12 protein-coding genes are annotated in these 20,244 nt (G+C 34.9%); 9 read left to right on the forward strand and 3 right to left on the reverse strand.

From position 1 onward, the window contains the following. Nucleotides 1-235 precede the first annotated feature (235 nt). On the forward strand, nt 236-2,332 hold the full coding sequence (locus tag HCW_RS01755) for an outer membrane beta-barrel protein (protein ID WP_014660511.1): 2,097 nt from the start codon (nt 236-238) through the stop codon (nt 2,330-2,332). A 6-nt stretch (nt 2,333-2,338) separates the two neighbouring features. On the opposite strand, the gene HCW_RS01760 is transcribed toward HCW_RS01755, so the two are convergent. Beyond that, a complete protein-coding gene (locus tag HCW_RS01760) occupies nt 2,339-2,626 on the reverse strand; it encodes a hypothetical protein (protein WP_014660512.1) in 288 nt (95 codons plus the stop codon). 83 nt (nt 2,627-2,709) lie between these two features. On the opposite strand from HCW_RS01760, the gene sppA reads away from it, so the two are divergent. From sppA to HCW_RS09025, 3 genes are all read left to right on the forward strand, one after another. Then, nucleotides 2,710-3,588: a signal peptide peptidase SppA gene (gene sppA, locus HCW_RS01765; protein WP_043902574.1), complete on the forward strand. Its 879-nt coding sequence runs from the start codon at nt 2,710-2,712 to the stop codon at nt 3,586-3,588. A 4-nt stretch (nt 3,589-3,592) separates the two neighbouring features. Further along, entirely contained in the window at nt 3,593-4,474 is an 882-nt protein-coding gene (gene purU / locus HCW_RS01770; RefSeq protein WP_014660514.1) for a formyltetrahydrofolate deformylase, read from the forward strand. Between the two features lie 581 nt (nt 4,475-5,055). Continuing rightward, the gene (locus HCW_RS09025) at nt 5,056-7,932 is read left to right on the forward strand and encodes an outer membrane protein (RefSeq protein ID WP_014660515.1); all 2,877 of its coding nucleotides are present in this window, start codon (nt 5,056-5,058) and stop codon (nt 7,930-7,932) included. On the opposite strand, the gene HCW_RS01780 is transcribed toward HCW_RS09025, so the two are convergent. Continuing rightward, entirely contained in the window at nt 7,929-8,867 is a 939-nt protein-coding gene (locus tag HCW_RS01780) for a radical SAM protein (RefSeq protein ID WP_014660516.1), read from the reverse strand. The genes HCW_RS09025 and HCW_RS01780 overlap by 4 nt on opposite strands. A 2-nt stretch (nt 8,868-8,869) precedes the next feature. Next, nucleotides 8,870-11,071, reverse strand: a complete 2,202-nt coding sequence (topA, locus tag HCW_RS01785; RefSeq protein ID WP_014660517.1) for a type I DNA topoisomerase — start codon at nt 11,069-11,071, stop codon at nt 8,870-8,872. 212 nt (nt 11,072-11,283) lie between these two features. Here topA and HCW_RS01790 point away from each other — a divergent pair, with 212 nt between their 5' ends. From HCW_RS01790 to HCW_RS09030, 5 genes are all read left to right on the forward strand, one after another. Beyond that, nucleotides 11,284-12,828 carry a flagellin B gene (locus HCW_RS01790; protein WP_014660518.1) on the forward strand — a complete coding sequence of 515 codons (1,545 nt, stop codon included), beginning with the start codon at nt 11,284-11,286 and terminating at the stop codon, nt 12,826-12,828. A 72-nt stretch (nt 12,829-12,900) separates the two neighbouring features. Then, the gene (locus tag HCW_RS01795; protein ID WP_014660519.1) at nt 12,901-14,784 is read left to right on the forward strand and encodes a motility associated factor glycosyltransferase family protein; all 1,884 of its coding nucleotides are present in this window, start codon (nt 12,901-12,903) and stop codon (nt 14,782-14,784) included. A 127-nt stretch (nt 14,785-14,911) separates the two neighbouring features. Further along, nucleotides 14,912-15,034, forward strand: a complete 123-nt coding sequence (locus tag HCW_RS09830; protein ID WP_269208200.1) for a hypothetical protein — start codon at nt 14,912-14,914, stop codon at nt 15,032-15,034. Between the two features lie 1,070 nt (nt 15,035-16,104). Next, nucleotides 16,105-16,407 carry a hypothetical protein gene (locus tag HCW_RS01800; RefSeq protein ID WP_014660520.1) on the forward strand — a complete coding sequence of 101 codons (303 nt, stop codon included), beginning with the start codon at nt 16,105-16,107 and terminating at the stop codon, nt 16,405-16,407. A gap of 24 nt (nt 16,408-16,431) precedes the next feature. Beyond that, nucleotides 16,432-20,019 carry an outer membrane protein gene (locus HCW_RS09030; RefSeq protein WP_014660521.1) on the forward strand — a complete coding sequence of 1,196 codons (3,588 nt, stop codon included), beginning with the start codon at nt 16,432-16,434 and terminating at the stop codon, nt 20,017-20,019. Nucleotides 20,020-20,244 lie beyond the last annotated feature (225 nt).

The raw sequence follows: 20,244 nt of genomic DNA on the forward strand, positions 1-20,244 counted from the left end.
CATTCAAGCCAAATAATGAATTAAATTCACAAACATTTTTAAAATGTATTTTCTAATTAGATAATAAAAGTTAATCTTTGTGTAATTTTGATATGATGTTTTTTGAATGAATATTAAATATTGTTGGTTGGCTCTTAAGAGGGGATAATAATTTTATTGCTTTATAAAAAGAGTGTTTTTTTAATTTAAAATTAAAATGCAAAATAATATATGTTTGGAGTAAGGGTATTTGGGATTGTTTATAACTAAACGAGAGAGAGAGAGTAAAAAGGGCGCTGTTTTGAGGGCAAGCTCTTTAAAAATGTGCTTGCCATCAAAGTTATTTTTGGTAAAAATTTTATGTTTTAAAGAGTGTTTAAAGATAGTCGCTAAGAGTCTTTTTTATTTTTTGCCCTTAAGTTTAAATGTTTTAAAAGCCCATGAAAAAAGTGGCTTTTTTATAGAGGGCGGATTTGAAAGTGGGATGCTACAAGGCATAGAAAAAAGAGAGCAACAAATCGCTACTGAGAGTAAAGCTTACGAAGACTACTTGCCTTTAAATACGATAATTAGTCATGCTAAAAATCTTTTTGCTAATTCTAGTGCGATTTCTAAGCTACAATTTTCAACCTTGCACCCTATCAAAGTTACGCTAGATAGGGATACTAAGCAACTTGTGATAGAAAGCTTTCTTCCTTATAATGTGAATAATGTCAAAATTTCTTTTAAAGACTCTCAGGGTAAGCTCATCAGTTTAGGTATGATAGAGGTTATTCCTAAGTTTTCTAAAATCACACTTTCTGAAAACTTGTTTGATAATTTTAAAGAAATTGACCTAAACGCTACCTATAATAACTTTAAAGTTTCTAGCACAAAGTTTTCTAATGAAAATACAAAAAGGCTGTTTAGGGCATTAGATACAATAACAACTGATTTAATAGTGGAATATAAGTCTCCGCCTACCTTTAACTCTTGTATGTATAATAAGGCACAAAATAAAAAAGCTACAAATTCTTGTTATTCTCCCTTTAATGCTCAAACTGCTGAGGAATTTACCAATTTATTAATAAATATGATGGCTGTTTTTGACTCAAAGTCATGGTATGAAAATATTATGAATGCCCCTTTTGATTTTGTTAATAGTTGGAAACCAAATGATTGTCGGTTTGGAACTCCTAAATGTGTAGCTCCCGGCAAAAACGGATTGGTTAATCCTGAATTTAAAAAAGATGTTGTTCCCCATGATAAAGTAGTGAGCGACTTTAGAAGTGATATGAATCTTCAAATATCAATCTTAAATGGTGCAAAAGTAGATGGTTTGGGGCTAGGAGATGTTACTTGGGGGAAGTTAGGGGTTGTTGCTTGGGCTTTAGACCCTAAAACACTTTTTGGAAAGGATTTTAAAACCCTTAATTTATATACTGCAAGAACTATTTTACATGAATTTAGTCATACCAAGCACTATAGTCATAATGGTAATATGACTTATCAAAGAGTTCCAAAAAGTAATGGTAAGGGAGATTCTGATGGCATTCCTTATGATGTGTGTTCTAGGTTTGGTGGCGAAAATCAGCCAACATATCCGGGCGACTTTCAAGGTTCAGTCTATCCTCATTGCAATGATGTTCCAGCAGGATTTTTAGGAATTAGCACTTCAGTTTGGCAACAACTCATCACTCAAAACGCCTTGCCAATAGACTACGCTAATTTAGGCACTCAAAAGAATTATTTAGATGCCAAGCTAAACACCACAAACCTAGCTAATTCTATGCTTAGCACACTCAAAGAAAGCTTTTTGGTTTCTAATATGATTACAACTTCTAGTAGTAGCTCTAGCCAACGCTTTAATGTGGCTATGCTAGGGGCTAATCTCAAGCTAGGTTACCAACAATATTTCAACGATTATTTAGGCTTAGCTTATTATGGGATAGCTAAATACAACTTCTCCTCACTCAATGGTAGCTCTAATAATAAAGTCCAGCAAATGAGCTTTGGTGGGGGAGTGGATTTACTCTTAGATTTCATCACTCACTATGATAATAAAAAGCCCTTAAAGTCTCAATTAGTCCCTAAAAGACTTTTTAAATCTTCTTTTGGTATGTTTATGGGGCTAAGGGGTCTTTATAATTATTACTATTTATTTAAGCAGTATCATAATAAGGGAAATCTTAATATTGTGGGCGGATTAAACTATCGCTATAAGCATTCTAAATATTCTGTTGGTATATCTGTGCCTTTGATAGAACAAGTTATTAGAGTGAGCCTTAGGGATAATAATATTCAAAGCACTTGGGCTTTTAAAGAGGGGGCAAGTCATTTTAATGTATTCTTTAACTATGGGTGGGTATTTTAGGTTTTTTTAGAATACCGCCTCGCATGCTTTTTTATTTTTTTCAAATAGGCAAGCTTTTTGTAATTGTTCAAAACGCTTTTTACGCTCTAAGATTGAGGCGTCTTTAGGGAGGGGTTTGAGTAAATCTAAGAGATTAGAAGAATGGGAGGTTTCTTTAGTTTGAATAGGGGTATTGGTTGGTAAGGGGGGGCTTTTAGGTTTCTCTAGCTTGTCTGCAATATAAAAGCCAAAGCCAGCAATAAAGATGAATATCCAATCGGTTTTTCTAATTTTGGGGCAGAATTTGCAAGCCATAATTTACATTCCTTGTTTAAGGGCTTTTAAGATAGTGTTTAAGTATAATACAAACTTACAAAAAATCTAAGCTTAGGGAAATAATGTTGAATTTTATTAGGCAATTTTTTAGGGCATTTGTGATTATGCCTTTGGATTTTATTACAAAATATTTTAAGACTTTTGTTTTTTTGGCAGTATTGTTGTTGGTTTTTGGCGCTAGAGAGAGCGAACCAAGTATCAAGCCAAATCAAGCCAAACTCTATTTAAATGGGGCTATCTTTAGCACAGAAAATTTTGAAAAACAAGTGGATAAAATTTTAAAAACTCCTAGTATTAAAGGGGTGTTACTCTTAATTGATTCACCAGGAGGTGCCGTTTCAGCAAGTGTGGAGTTGAGTGAAAAAATCCTTGAATTAAAGCAAAAAATGCCCGTATTAGCCTATGCTAGGGGTGTTATGGCAAGTGGGAGTTATTATGTGGGCATGGAAGCTAGTGAAGTATATGCTAATAAAGCGAGTTTAGTAGGCTCAATAGGCGTGATTTTTTCTAGCGCGAATGTAGAAGATTTGCTTAAAAAAGTAGGGGTGGCTACTCAAGGCGTGCATGCAGGCGAGTATAAAGAAATAGGCACTTTTACTAGGGCTTGGACAAATAATGAAAAGACTTTTTTGCAAAATCTCATTAACGAACAATATAACATGTTTATCAACGATGTGGCTAAAGCTAGAAAAATTGATGTTAAAAAGTATAAAGATTTTGCTGAGGGTAAGGTTTTTAGCGCTCAAAAAGCCTTAGAATTAAAGCTTATTGATAAAATTAGCACCCTAAAAGAAGCAGAGGTGCGCTTAATGGAATTAAGTAAAGTAAAAGAGGCGCATTGGTTAGAAAAGAGTGCGATGGAGCGTTTCATTGAAAAGGCGACGCAGTCAGCTACAAGCGTGCTTACTCAAGCGCTTGGCAATGGTTTTATGATGAGGTAAGAGAATGTTAGAATTTGTATTAAAAGTCCAAGCTAAAGACAAGCAAGGCTTAGTGAGTGCGATTAGCTCTGTAGTAGCGAATAAGGGCTATAATATTGTAGAAAATAATGAATTTGTAGAGCCATTGAAAGAACGCTTTTTTATGCGTTTAAAAATCCAAAAACCTTTAAATGAAATAAGTGTTGAAAATAAAGAGCAAGAAGAGCAATCTTTAAAAATAGCGCTTTTTAAGGCGTTGCAAGGTTTTGAAGAACTATCTATTGAGCTAGTTTTAACTCGCAAAAAGAATGTGATTTTGCTTGCTACTAAAGAGAGCCATTGCTTAGGAGATTTGCTCTTAAGAGTGTATGGAAATGAATTAGAGATGAATATTTTAGGCGTGATTGCTAATCATGAAATTTTACGCCCTTTAGTGGAAAAATTTGATGTGCCTTATTTTTGTGTGCCTTGCATAGATAAACAACAGCACGAACTAGAAGTGCTAGAAGTGATTAAAAAGCTTGAGCTAGAAAAAGGCGAGAGTGTGGATTTGCTCGTTTTAGCTAAATACATGCGCATTTTAAGCCAAGATTTTACTAATCGCTTTAAAAACCAGATTTTAAACATTCATCATAGTTTCTTACCCGCATTTATTGGAGCTAACCCTTATAAACAAGCGTTTGAAAGGGGCGTGAAAGTTATTGGAGCGACCGCACATTTTGTGAATGAAAGCCTAGATGCAGGGCCTATTATCTTGCAAGATACTTTACCAATCAACCATAACTATAGCGTGGAAAAAATGCGCTTAGTGGGTAAAGATATAGAAAAGCTTGTTCTAGCAAGAGCTTTAAAACTTGTTTTAGAAGATAGGGTTTTTGTGCATGAGAATAAAACGGTGGTGTTTTAATTCTAGGAGTCTTAAAATGTTGGGGTTATCCCTTTCATAACTCTTTTAAGGTGTTTTTATAGGCTGAGTTTAAGTGGGTTAAAGGTTGGGTATAGTTGGTTGTAATCTTAATTTTTAACCCCTAATTTAATCTTACAACAGCTTATATTAAGATATTCTAACTTTTTAAAGATTAGATTGTAGTTAATTCTTATTCTAGTCTTGTAAAATAATTTCTATATTTACTCAATCTTAAGAAACATTATGTTAGCATTCTTTTGGTTTTTAAATTCCCAACATTTAACATCATAAAATCCATAAAAGGCAATAATATGAAAGAAATGATTATTAATCTCAAAAATTCCGTCTCTCTCTCTCTCTCTTAAGAAGAAACTAACACTCTATTTATTCCAATTACCTACATAGACTTATATAACTTCTTTTTGTGCTAAACGCACAAAATATTATCCACACACATGCACATAAATAAAAAATAGTTTTTTCTGATTTTTTAAAAATCAGTAGTCATATATAACTATAGGCTTTTTTAAATAAAAGCCATTGATTAAATTTCTAAATAAAGAAAAAGGAATATTATAAAAATGAAAGTTCAAGCAATGATATTTAATAAGAAATTCTTAAAAGCCTCATTAGTCTTAAGTGTGCTTTTAAGTGGAGAGGAAGTGTTGGCTATAAATACTCCAATCACTCCTACTTATAGCAATGGAACTTTAATCTTAAATGGCTATGATAATATTACAAAACCCTTAAAAGATAACAACCTTATTAATGTTGCTCAAAATGTAAATATTTTAGGTTCTAGTGCTGATAAAAACTATAATCCAAATGGCACCATTCCAAGCAATCCTAAAAATTACACCTTAAATGATTTGATTATGAGTTTTCCTAACAATGTTGTTTATGATATTAATGTGGGGAACAACAATATTAGCCTAAGCAACGATAGCTTTTTATCGCCAAGCAAAAATGCTAATGATGCAACAGGTATAACGATTGAGGCTAATAAGGTTATTCTAAAAAATAGTTTAAGCCTTAATAGCACAGCTAATTTAAGTAGTGGCGTAATGCTTTTTCAAACCACAAGCAATTCTTTGAATATTGATAACGCAAATATAACAAATAATGATTCCATTGTTTCCTTAAGCAGTCAAGATAAAACCACAATTACAAGTTCAACCATTAGCATTCAAGACTATGGTTCTATGGTTATCAATGCAAAGAATATGAGCGTAAATAATAATGTAGTATTTAACAATGATGGTAGTGCTAATACCGCATTTTTGCTTGGTCAAACAAGCGTAGATACTACAAGTAATTTCAATGATACTAGTTTTAATAATAAGAGCCATGCGTTTATGGTTTTTGCTAATCAAGATGAAAAGACTAAAACTACCCTTGATTTCACGAATACAACTTTTAACAATCAAGTTTTGACACCAACACTAGTTCAAGAACACAATAGTGGAAATGCTACAGCGGGCATTCAATTTGGTGAAAATAAAGCTAATAAAAATCCTAAAACTACCTTGAACATAGACTTCAACGACACTACTTTCAAAGGCAATGGAAGTTATGACTTTTATAATGGCACTATTACACTTCAAGGCACAGATAATTTAAATTCTAGCGATTCGCCCTTCTCTAGTATAAATGATAATAATGCTAATACGGACAACATCACCTTTAATTCAAATAGCGCTCTTAATCTAGGCTATTCTTTAACTAAGGATAAAGTTTATAGTGTTGTAGATACCACAGGCATAATCAATTATAATGGTAATACACAATATGATTTGATTAAAGTAGATAGTGTTGAGTCTAGCAAAGCAAAAGAAGTTGCTAGTGATACTAATAGCACTCAAAAAACCTATGATGTAACTTATGATAATGTCAATGGTAAAGACATTACCTTGCAAGAGACTTTTACTAATCATTCTATTAGTGTAGAAGAAATATCTAGCATAAGCATTCCAACCCCACATAACAACCAATCCCCACAACCTCAAACTACCAATAATAACAATCTTTTAGCCCCACAAATTGCAAACAGCTGGAATACTTGGCTAAAATGGAATGATAAAATTTTTAAATCTGATAAAATTAGGAGGTTTACTCCTAGTCAAAAATTACAAGACCATATCTATATGCAAGACTTTCTAAAATCTGTTGCTCAATATGGAAATACAAAAGAGCAAGAGCTTGCTAAGGATATGCTAACTTTAATTCAAAACAATGGTGGTCAAGCCCCAAGTAGCAGTAGTGCTTATAATAATGATACAGACAAGTTATTATCTCTTCTTGGATTAACAGAGGGGCAATTAATCCCACCAAGTAGGATAGAAAAAAATAACACCCCAATAAAAGTTATGATAGGCTCTACACCTTTTGAATTGCAACCTAAGAGTGATATTCAAAATATTCAAGTTAGTGGCACTAAAAATCTTTTGCAAAACACTCTTAATAATATGGATAGCTTAAATACTGCGTTAAGTGGCTTAAGCGATATTTCTAAGACTCTTACTGCTAGTGTTGGCGGTGTGGTTACTTCTTTAAATAGTGTTGTCAATGCAATGAAACAATCTCGGGTAAATGTTAATTCCTTAGGTGCTGATATTTCTAATACTCTCAATTCTTTAGATAATTTAGACAGCATTCTAAATATTGATATTGACAATTTAAAAAAGACCATTACATCACAAAAAACACAGGAAATTACAAGTATCGCCTTAGTTCAAGAAACAACCCCAACCTTAAAGCAGAATGAGACCAAGCTTGCTGATTTACAAAGCGCTCAAAGCGTAGTGGGCAATGCTATTATGAGTGTTAGGCAAATTCAAAGCAATGTTGTTGCCATAGCAGCTCAAAAAGGTATTCTACCTCAAGTTACTCTTCCTGCTACTTCCACTCAAAGTGTGAGCGGTTCAGCCTATGGTGTAGATGTTCAAATTGGTTATAAATACTTCTTTGGTAAAACAAAGCATTGGGGTATTAGAGGTTATGCCACTTATGCTTACATGCAATCTAACTTAGGACACACTACTAATATTCAAGGTGCAGGACTAGGAGTAGGACAAGCAAATAATCACACTTATGGTGCAGGCTTTGATTTCTTATACAACTTCCATGAAAGTCAAGATGGCATTCATACTGCAGGTATTCTACTAGGAACAGAACTCTTAGGCTCTACTTGGGTCAATCAAGGCCAATCTATTTGGCATGCTAGAATGGAAAGCATTAGAGCAAAGGGTGGAAGTGCTAGTATGGATACAACGCATTTCCAAATTCCTATTGTTATAGGCTTTAGAAGTAATTTCTCTAAGCATAGTGGTATTGAACTAGGTCTTAAGATTCCTTTAGTAGTGAATTACTACTTTAGAAGTAACTATGATGGCTTTGAGCAATCCACATTCTATAAGAATAACATCAAGTTGTATTTCAACTATGTGGTGAATTTTTAAGAAACTTTATTTTGAATGCAATAAAATTCCACTATCCCTACTTTTTTAATGTGGATTTGTTTGTTTTCTAGCAAATGTTGAAGGGATTGGAATGTTTGATTGTCTAATAATAAAGAGGCTTCTTCTATGCTTAAGGGTCGGCGTTTGATAAAAGAAAGCAAATCTTTTTGATTATAGGTCAATGGCTTTTCATAAGCCACTTTATTGCGTTTAGGCAAGCTCACACAAAGCCCTTCAAACACTAAAGAGCATTTTAATAATTCATCTTCATTTAATTTGGGCGCATTAAAGCTTGAGGGTCTATCAATCGTGCCTAAATCTATTCTAGCTACATTGATTTTTTTTAAAAATTCAGCAATAAGCTTGAGATTATGCAAACTATCATTCACGCCTTTAATCAGCAAAACTTCCGCTACAAGTTGCCCTTGATAATTTTTAGAAAAATCAAAAATGCCTTGTAGAATGGTGTTGATGTCTTTAGAATAGGGCTTATCCACTCTTTGAAAGGCTTTTAAATCTATCGCATCTATTGAAAATTTTACGATGTCAAATTCCTTCAAGGCTTGTTGAACTTTAGTCTCATAGAATAACGAGCCATTGCTTAAAATAAGCGTTTTTACACCCTTTAAAAAAGGCTTAATATTTTGCATAAACTCTAGTAAATGGGGGTATAAAGTCGGTTCGCCATTAGCGGTAATGGTTAAAACATCAATAGGGGTTTTTAAGTTTTTTAGGGCGTTTTTAGTCGCATTGATTAGGGTTTCAAGCTCTAGCACTTTTTCCATGCTATCCATTGTTTTAGCTTTGCCTAACTCACAATAAATGCAATTAAAATTGCATTGCTTTTTAAAGGGCGATAAATCTATGCCTAGAGACTTTCCAAAGCGCCTAGATAGCACAGGCCCAAAGACTATGGGCAAAGTTTCTTTAGTCATTATTATTCTTCTAAAAACACTCGCTCTTTGCACTTAATACATTCATGGGCGTTTTTTTTGCGATAAATTCTTTCGCTCATCAAGTAATTACATTTTTCGCAACGCTTGTTTATGGGCTTATGGTTAGATAAAAAGTTGCATTTAGGATAATTATTGCACCCATAGAATGAGCCTTTTCTGCTACGCTTTAAGGTAATACCACCCCCACACTCAGGGCATTTCACATCTTCTAAAATCTCTTGGCTATTAGGGGCGGATTTTAAAGATTTGGTATTCTTGCATTCAGGGTAGTTAGAACAAGCTAAAAACGCTCCATTTCTGCCAAATTTTTGCACCATTTCCCCACCGCATTTTTCGCATGTCTCATTGGAAGTTTTATCACTTGCTTTTTCTTCTTGCTTGATATATTTACATTTAGGATAAGCACTACAAGCTATAAATTCTCCATAGCGACTGCTCTTTTTGACTAACTCTGCCCCACATTTAGGGCAAAATTCGCCGGTTTTTTCGCTTATTTTTTGGGAGATAATATTCTTTTTTCCCGCCTCAATCTTTTCCATAAAGGGATAGTAAAAATCTTTTAAAACTTGTTGATAATTGGCTTTATTTTGAGCGATATTATCCAGCTCATCTTCTAAAGAGGCGCTGAATTTTGAATCTACGATTTCTTCAAAATGCTTTTCTAAAATTTCTATTACTTTAAACGCACTCTCTAAAGCACTGATTTGCTTTTTTTCTACTTTGATGTAATCTCTATTTTGCAAGAGCGCAATAGTGGGGGCGTAAGTGCTAGGTCTGCCTATGCCTAAGCTTTCTAAGACCTTGATTAAACTTGCCTCTGAATAGCGAGCAGGAGGTTCTGTAACATGCGTGTTGTTGTCTAGTTTTTCTAATTTAATGGGGTCATTTTCTTTTAAATTAGGGAGTAATTTGTCCTTATCATCATTGCCTAAGATTCTATAATAGCCATCAAAAAGCAGTTTTCTGCCATTAGCTTTAAACTCGCCTTTTTCGCAAGCTAAAATCACGCTTTGAGTTTCAAAAGTTGCATCTTGCATTTGAGAGGCTAAAAAGCGTTTGTAAATGAGCGTATAGAGCTTTAATTCTTCAGGCTTGAGATAGTCTTTTAAGGCATTTGGCTCTAAGGAAATACAAGTGGGTCTAATCGCCTCGTGCGCCTCTTGAGCGCTCTTGTTTTTACTAGCATAAACTTTGGCTTTAGGGGGTAAATAGTCCTTGCCATAGTCTTTTAAGATTTTAGCTCTAGCCTCTTGTATCGCCTCTTTGGCAATATTTAAGCTATCGGTTCTCATATAAGTGATAACACCCATAACGCCTTGTGGGGTCGCTACGCCCTCATATAATTTTTGAGCAATACTCATGGTTCTTGTAGGCGAAAAGCCTAAAAGGCTTGAGGCACTTTGCTGTAAAGTAGAAGTCATAAAAGGGGGTGGGGTAGAAGATTTTTTAGGCTTTTTAACAATGCTAGAAATAATATAATTTTCTTTTTCTAGTTCGTTTTTTATAGCAAGCGCTTGCTCTTTGTCTATAAGCTCTTGGGCTTTAAGCTTATTGCCTTTATAGCTAATTAGTTGAGCCTCTAGGGCATGTTCAAATAAGGCATCTAGTGTGAAATAAGTTAAAGGGACAAAAGCTTTTATCTCTCTTTCTCTATCAATCACAAGCTTTAAGGCTGCGCTTTGAACCCTGCCAGCACTTAAACCTTTGCTAATTTTTGATGAAATGAGTGAGCTAAGTTTAAAACCTACAATTCTATCTAAAAAGCGCCTTGCTTGTTGGGCATTGACTTTATCCATATCAATTTGGCGTGGGTTTTCTAGGGCATTTAAAATCGCACTCTTAGTAATCTCATGAAAGACAATTCTAGGATAACTCTCTAATTTGCCTCCAATAAGACTTGCCACATGATAGCCTATAGCCTCACCCTCTCTATCTTCATCGGTGGCAATATAAGTAGTGCTTGCTTTTTTAGACAATTCTACAATGCGTTTGACAATTTCTTTATGGTCTTTATCCACGCTATAAGTTGGCGTGAAACCCTTTTCATCAATCTTAATCCCTAAATTGAATTTGGATAAATCCCTTACATGCCCTTTAGAGGCAATCACTTCATAATTGTTGTCTAAAAAATTTTTAATCGTTTTGGCTTTAGCAGGGGATTCTACAACAATGAGATGTTTCATTAAATGCCCTTTTGATTGGAATAAAATAATATGTATACTTAATACTTAAATGATACCTAAATAATAGCGAATGATTGTAGCATAGAATTTTTACTAATACGACCTATTCAATGAGTTAGAAAAATAAATTCATAAAAACATGCCAAATTATACAAAGTTGGAACACCCTTTGCTTAACTAAATAGCAAATATCTATGCAAAGGATGCAAATCATGAGTTTTAGGATTAATACTAACATCGCCGCTTTAACTTCTCATGCGGTAGGGGTTCAAAATAATAGAGACCTTTCAAGTTCGCTTGAAAAGTTAAGTTCAGGGCTAAGAATCAATAAAGCCGCTGATGATGCTAGTGGAATGGCGATAGCAGATAGCCTAAGAAGTCAAAGTGCGAATTTAGGTCAAGCGATTCGTAACGCTAATGACGCCATTGGTATGGTTCAAACCGCTGATAAAGCAATGGATGAGCAAATCAAAATCTTAGATACTATTAAAACTAAAGCCGTGCAAGCTGCTCAAGATGGGCAAACTTTAGAAAGTAGAAGAGCCTTACAAAGCGATGTCCAAAGATTATTAGAAGAATTAGACAATATCGCTAATACCACAAGCTTTAATGGTCAGCAAATGCTTTCAGGAAGTTTCTCTAACAAAGAGTTTCAAATTGGTGCGTATTCTAACACTACCGTTAAAGCCTCTATTGGCTCAACTAGCTCTGATAAAATCGGTCATGTGCGTATTGAGACCTCTTCTTTTGATGGAGATGGCATGTTAGCAAGTGCAGCAGCACAAAATCTCACAGAAGTGGGCTTAAATTTCAAGCAAACAAATGGTGTGAATGATTTTAAGATTGAAACCGTGCGCATTTCTACAAGTGCTGGCACAGGTATTGGGGCATTGAGTGAGATTATCAATCGCTTTTCTAACACTCTAGGGGTTAGAGCCTCTTATAATGTTATGGGAACAGGTGGCACACCGGTGCAATCAGGAACGGTTAAGGGCTTAACTATTAATGGTGTAGAAATTGGAACGGTTAATGATGTGCGTAAAAATGATGCCGATGGGCGCTTGACTAATGCGATTAACTCTGTTAAAGATAGAACCGGTGTAGAGGCGAGCTTAGATATTGCAGGGCGCATTAATTTACGCTCTATTGATGGAAGAGCAATTTCGGTTCATACCATTAGTAATACCGGCGATGTCTTTGGTGGGGGAAGTTTTGCAGGGATTTCAGGAACAGAACATGCTATTATTGGGCGTTTGACCCTTACAAGAACGGATGCGAGAGATATTATTGTAAGTGGTGTGAATTTTAGCCATGTGGGCTTGCATTCAGCTCAAGGGGTGGCAGAATACACCGTGAATCTAAGGGCTGTTAGAGGTGTATTTGATGCGAATGTGGCATCAGCAGCTGGAGCAAATGCTAATGCCGCTCAAGCTGAGACTAATGCTGATGGCATAGGCGCAGGGGTAACAAGCCTTAAAGGTGCGATGATTGTTATGGATATGGCAGATTCTGCTCGCATTCAATTAGATAAAATCCGCTCTGATATGGGTTCAGTGCAAATGGAATTAGTAACAACCATTAATAACATTTCTGTAACTCAAGTCAATGTTAAAGCGGCTGAATCTCAAATTAGAGATGTAGACTTTGCTGAAGAGAGTGCAAGCTTTTCTAAATACAATATTTTGGCACAAAGCGGAAGTTTTGCTATGGCGCAAGCTAATGCGGTGCAACAAAATGTTTTAAGACTCTTACAATAACACCACCTTTTATTAAAAGGGGCGTTAGCCCCAAAAATCTAGCATAAAATCTAATACTAAAAGTCAATTAGAATGAATATCTATCAAAAAAACTTACAAGCCCTAGCCAAAAGAGACCCCCTTTTATACAAGCAACTCAATACGATTAAAGAAAACAAAAAATACGAAGTGTTTCTAGGAAATGATAGTGCGAATTTTAATCTCATAGACAAAGAACATAACACACCCTTATTTCTAGGAAACCCTTTAGAAGAGTGCTTAGAGCAATATAAAAATTTTGAGCCTTACATGCTCTATCCTTATTTGTATTATTTTGGCTTGGGTAATGGTGTGTTTTATCGCTTGCTTTTAGGCAATGAAAATTTAAAACGCCTAGTCGTCATTGAGCCAGAAATAGAGATTATTTTTATTGTTTTGAACTTATTAGATTTTTCAACTGAGATTTTAGAAAATCGCCTTATACTCCTACATAGTGGTTTTTGTAGTTATAACTTAATAGCGTCCTTATTTGATATGGATAAAAAGTCTCGCTTGTATGCAAGAATGTATGATTTGCGCCTTTTTAATCCCTACTATGAGCGTTACTCCAAAGAGATTTTAGAAATTAACGCTCATTTTACGCATGCTTTAGAGCATAGTGCCATTAGTGTAGGAAATGACGCTAAAGACGCTCTAATAGGTATCAAACAGCATGCCACTAATTTGCCTGAAGTGATTCAAAGCCCTAGTTTAGTGGATTTTGTCAATGCTTTAAAAAATAGAGACACGGCTATTATTGTTTCAACCGGGCCAAGCCTTAATAAGCAACTCCCCCTTTTAAAAGAAATCGCCCCTTATGCAACGCTCTTTTGTATAGACGCATCTTTTCCTATTCTAGCAAAAGCTGGCATTAAACCTGATATTGTGGTGTCTTTAGAAAGGGTGGATTTAACGGCGAAATTCTATGAAGAAACGCCCCTAGATTTTCAAGAGGGCGTTGTTTTTGCCCTTACTTCCATTGTGCATAAACGCCTGAGTAATGCCATTAAAAAGGGGGTCAAACAATTTAGCTTTCGCCCCTTTGGATACACAAACCTTTTTAACCTGCATCAATATGGTTATGTGGGTATAGGCATGAGTGCGGCGAATATGGCGTATGAATTAGTGGTGCATTCACGCTTTAAAAAATGCGTGTTTATTGGGCAAGATTTGAGTTTTTCAGAAAGTGGTAATAGCCATGCAAATGGAGCCATTTATGGCGATAATGAGATTAAACCCAAAAATGAGAGCGAAAAAATTTTTATAGAAAAATATGGCGGTAACGGACAAGTAGAGACCACTTTAGTGTGGAAGCTTTTTTTAGAATTTTTTGAAAAAGACATTTTTAACACACCCTATAAACTGGAAGTTATTAACGCTACTGAAGGGGGGGCTAGAATTAAAGGCACCAAAGAAATACCCTTTAAGGAAGTGTGTGAAACAATAGATAAATCTAAGCCAAAGCCCCCTATCAATCTTAGCTATCCTACTAAAAGAGAGCAAGCCAAAAATTTAAAAATGGCTAAAGAAAAATGCGAAGAAATCATTGAATATGCTAATGAACAAAAGGCTAAAATTGAAGAAGTGTTTTTAAAAGTAGCGAAATTTTTAGAAAAAGTAGAAAAGCTTAATGATGAAAGCAAGTTAGAAGAATTAGATTTTAAAGAATTAGAAAATTTAAGCGCTGAAATTGATAACATTAAAGAGCTTTTTGATGACAGACAATTTAATGCGTATTTTATGGACGCGATACAATCCTATATCTTTCATCAAGAATTGCATATCGCTGAAATTGTGTGTAAAAAAACGAATAATGAAGATGAGTTAAGGGCTAAGCAATTAGAATATATTTATGCTCATAAATACTGGCTCTTTAGTTTGGCAGGAGGGATTGATTGTGTGATAGAGGCGATTAAAATGGCGTTAAAAGAATGGTAGCAAAAAAGAAACAATCATTTTAATTTAATTAATTTTTTTTTTAATAGAGACTTCTATGGCTAAACGCATTTACGCCCCATAGGTTGAGATATGGGGCAAATTTATTTTATTCTTAAGGAGCAATGCCATGAAACAAACAAGTGGCAAAAGCTCTTGGCTAGTATTATACAAAGATAATCATCTTTTAAAAATTTATTTTTTAATTAAATTAAGCAAGGAATTTGTTGTAAAATACATTTACGCCCCATAGTTACGATATGGGGCAAATCAAGTCTTAAAAGGAGCTGTTATGCCTAAGACACATAACAAACGCTCTTCTTAAAGAATTATACCTTGAAATTTCATTTTTGGGGTTTAAAATGGCGTTTTGTCTTAAACGCTGATTTCTAAGAGCGTCCCCTAAGCTCTCAAAGCTTAGGGGGTTTGCTTTAAGAAATGCTAGATTTGCCCTTAACTTTTGGGGCGTTTTTAATTAAAACGCTCTTTTAGTCTTGTAAAATCTCAAATACTTATTAAATTTTATTGCATAAAATATGATATAATTCTAATCACTACATTTTGATTTTTAAAATTCATAATAATGTTGGTTGAACGCTCAATCTAATCTCATAATGCTCTGCATATTAGCACTTAAAAATCGTTTTATATATAAAATTTTATTTTTATTAAAATTATAAATCACTATTAACTTTTAATTACAATTATTATGATATTATGAAATGTAGCCCTAATCACACACCCAAGCACATAATAATTGTTAAAAAGGGTTTTAAAATCATCAAAAAATGAGTAAAATTGAAATTTAAACCTTAATTTTCCTATCCATTTGTTTAAAAATCCTTGCAAAAATACAAAATTTTACGCACAAATTTTTAACTATTTTAATATCTCTACACTTTCGTAAAATAAAGCATTTGCACCACTTTCTATACGATTTAATTATTGCTTTAATAGGTAAAATAATTTCTAAAATTAACAAATATTAAGAAAATAATGGTAGCATTTTAAGCGTGAATTCTAGTAGAAGGCGATAGCGTGTAAGGAAATGATTAGAAATGATTATTAATCTCATTTATCCGTCTCTCTCTCTCTCTCTCTCTCTCTCTCCTAAGCAAGAAAGAAAGAGAGTTTTGGTTGTGAATTTTTTATCTTTTTAGTTTAGTTTCTTTCTGCTATAAGTGCATAAAAAACATTTTTTTGCATTTCTCGTATTTTTAAATAAGAGCGTCTTTTGGTTAGTAATTTAATTTGGTTTTGGTAGAAGTGCCTTTTTAGGGCTTGTTTGTTAACTTAAATTTTTAAAATGAAAGGATTACTTGAATGTTAAGTAAATTGCTTAAAGTAATGGGTTCTAGCGCCTTAGTATTAGCTAGTATGAGTGTGTTGCACGCTGAAAAAAGTGGTGCTTATGGCGAAGTAGGGTTTCAATGGGCTAATCAAAGCTATGCAAACACCACTAAAAATCCCGGTAAGAGTGGTTATAACAAAAACGCTGAAATCAATTCTTCGGCTTTTGGTTCAGTAGGCGCAGATGCGAGCGCTCCTAAAGGCGCTAATCAAGGTGGTTCACAAGCTGTAGTGGATTCTAGCCTTTTTGGTGGCGGTAATAATAGCGCTAAGTAAAGATTAAAAGAAAGGAAAGCTTAAATGAAATTCATTAAATTTGTTTCTGTAGTAGGTAGTGTGGCGCTTATTGGTAGCGTGGGTATGTTAGATGCGAAAACCAAGGCGCAAACACAAGCACAAAAAAACGAAAAAGTTTATACAGCAGACAAAGCTAGTGCTACTAATGCTTTAAAGACTACAGATTATCAAGCTCTTAGCGGTGCTACTCTTACAAAAGATAAAAAAGCTGATAAGACAGATACAGACGCATTGCAAACTGACGCAAGCACTATTGTAAAAGATGCTAAGAAAGTTACAGATGATTTAGCAAACATGAAAAAAGATGAGGCTAATAAGACGAAGTTTAACGCTGATAAGACTGCTTTTGCCACAGACCTTGGTAACCTCAAAAGCACTGAGAGTGATTACACAGCTAAAGAAAAGCTTATAGCAAAAGCGGTAGCAAAAGCTGATACCCCTCCAACCCCAGCTGCTGTAACACAAGCGCAAAAAGATGAGACTAACTTAGCAAAAGAAGAAACAGCCGTTAGCCAAGCGACTACAACAAACACTAATGCCACAACAGATGGAGTCTTAAACCAAGATTTAAAAACTCTTACAACAGATACTGCTACAGAGCAAACAGAATATAATAGTGCTACAAAAGCAAGCGATAAGTCAGCAGACTTAACTCAATTAAAAGCTGATGAAACAAAAGTCGCAAGCGATACAAAAGCCCTTGATACAGCGCTCAAAGACTCTCAGTATAAGGGAGCAGTTCCTGCATTACAAAAAGCTCAAACTCAAAAGAGTGCGTATGACAATGGCACAGGTGCTAGTGGCGCAGTTACTCCAACAACTACTGAGGGTAAGGCTATCAAAGCAGCAGAAGGCTTAAAAACTAGCTCTACAATAGTAAGTGGGGATTTAACACAGCTTGGCAAAGATATTAGTGCAGTGAATACTGCTAGTTCTAAACTCCAAAGTGATATTAGTGCTGTGCCTGCTCCTATAGTATCTAAAGGCAAGACCACCAATAAAGATGCGATTGCTACAGCTAAAGAGCAAGTTGCTAAAGAAGTTACAGCCTTACAACAAGCTGAGGCTACGGTAAGCACTGATGAGAGCAATCTAAATGAGGATAGCAGTATTGCAGCCGCTCAAAAAGCTTTAACTACATTGCAAGGTTCTGTTACTTCTAGCACTCATGTAAAATCTGATACTAATGTAACTTCTAGTTGGACTACTCTAGGCGAGCTTACTAGCACTAAGGGCAATACTGCTATAGCAACTACTTTAACCAATGCTACAAGTGTTAAGACTGATAGTAGTGTGCAAACTGATGTGCAAAGCTTAACGACTGATGAAACTGCTGTTAATAGCGCATTGACTGCTTTAGAAAACGCTCTTAAAAATGAGAAAAAAGCTCCAGCACCAACTAAAAGCAAAACAGCACCTAAGACCGAAAAGACTGCAAGCGATACTACTAAAGGCGCTAAAGGTAGTGTAGCAAGTGGTGCAAAAGATAACACCAAGAAAGTTGTTGCTGAGAGTGGTAAAGATAAAGAGAAACCTGCTGTAAAGAAAGATGAAGTTGCAAAAGCCCCTAAAGATGACAAAAAGGGTGCTGAAGTAGCACAACATGATAAAAGTAGAGCTATAGCTATTACAGAAACTGCCGAGCAACCAAAACTAAGTGTTTCAAGCTTAGAGCAAACTTTTGAAAATGATGTAACCGCATTACAAGGCGCAGAAAACACTCTTTCAACAGCTGTAGGCACAGCAGAAGTGAATGAGGCTAGTAGCGCATTGACTGATTTACAAAAAGCATTAAGCACAGGTTCTGATGCTCAAAACCCTCTAGCTCTTGCAAGCAGTGTTGAGGCGATTAAAACGGCTATTAAAGGCTTGAATACAGCTACAACCAATATTTCAGCAGATTTAACTAGCGCTCAAAATTTTTTAACTAACCACTATGTGCAAAAAGATTTGGGTGTGGTTAAGACAGATGAGGCTAGTGCTACTCAAGCATTAAATAATGTAGAAAGTGCTTTGAAAGCTCAAAACGAAAGCGAGTCAAAAAGTAAAACAGCTGAAAAATCACATGCTGAAACTAAAGCAATTATTCTTGCTGCTCAATCAGAAAGTAGTAGCACTCTTACTACTGATGAGACTAAGCTTACTAGCGCTGAAAAAGCCCTAAGCACGAGTGAGCAAACACTCTCGCAAGATTTAACTCTTGCTAAAGATTACCAAACCATTGATAGTCTTATTAAGGAATATGCAAGTAGTTTTAGTGGTTTAAAAACAGAGTTTGCAAAGTTTTCTGCTGATAAAGATGGTGGTGCTGTTAAAAATAAGGGTGTAGCAACTGCTTATACAAACTTATCTAATGCAATGACAGCTATTGAGAATGCTTTAAATGGGACAGGTAAAGATAATGGACTAGATTCTGCTATTGCAAAATTAAAGTCTTATAAAAATGGCGGAACCGCTGCTAGTGCAACTAAGTTTGGCACACAAAAAGCTAGTTTAGCTACTATGATGACAGAGTTGCAAAAGAATGAGGCTAACTTCCAAAACTTGGTGAAAGCATTAGAACAAGCTAAAGCTAATTCTATAACTTTGGGTGGCACTAATTATACTTTGGGTTCTACTGACTTTACAACAAATAATACCGCTCAAAACCTCTCTAACATGCAAACTAACCTTAAAACCTTGCAAGGTAGTTTAGGAACTCTTAATTACGCTAATGACCATGCAGTAATGTCAGCTCTAAGCAATGCTTTAGCTATCGTAACAACAGCTAATGATGATTTGAAAAACCCTCAAGTCAATGTCTCTACTCTAAACCATCAAATGACTGAGGCTAAAGAGGCTATTGCTAATGTGGTTAGTGAAATTAATGCAGCGATTAAAACAGCAGGTGCTAATAGTGATGAGGCAACTAATTTAGGAAACGCTTTAAAAATTGTTAGCAATGCTAGTGCAATAGTGAGTCAAGCTAAAAGCAATGTTGTTGCTGTAGCAGCTCAAAAAGGTATTCTACCTCAAGTTGCTCTTCCTGCTACTTCTACACAAAGTGTGAGCGGTTCAGCCTATGGTGTAGATGTTCAAATTGGTTATAAATACTTCTTTGGTAAAACAAAGCATTGGGGTATTAGAGGTTATGCCACTTATGCTTACATGCAATCTAACTTAGGACACACTACTAATATTCAAGGTGCAGGACTAGGAGTAGGACAAGCAAATAATCACACTTATGGTGCAGGCTTTGATTTCTTATACAACTTCCATGAAAGTCAAGATGGCATTCATACTGCAGGTATTCTACTAGGAACAGAACTCTTAGGCTCTACTTGGGTCAATCAAGGTCAATCTATTTGGCATGCTAGAATGGAAGAGATTAAAGCCTTAGGTGGAAAAGCTAGTATGAATACAAGCTATTTTCAAATTCCTTTAGTGGTAGGTTTTAGAAGCAATTTCTCTAAGCATAGTGGTATTGAACTAGGTCTTAAGATTCCTTTAGTAGTGAATTACTATTTTAGAAGTAATTATGATGGCTTTGAGCAATCCACATTCTATAAGAATAACATCAAGTTGTATTTCAACTATGTGGTGAATTTTTAAGCCTTTTAGCTCTCTCTTTTACTTAAACCTTGAAAGTTTAAACTCTTTAGGGGTTTGAGCTTTCATTTAATCTTTTTTAAATAACTTGAAAGTAGTTCCTATCATTCTAATAAACGGGTTTGAGCTTTGATGTTTTTAAAAGTTTAAAAGCTTTTATAATTAAATAAGATTGGAAAAAAGTCTAGATTTAAGCAAGTAAAAAAAAGAAACTCTTTTTTAAGATTA

Source organism: Helicobacter cetorum MIT 00-7128 (assembly GCF_000259255.1).
GTDB classification, from domain to species: Bacteria; Campylobacterota; Campylobacteria; order Campylobacterales; family Helicobacteraceae; genus Helicobacter; species Helicobacter cetorum_B.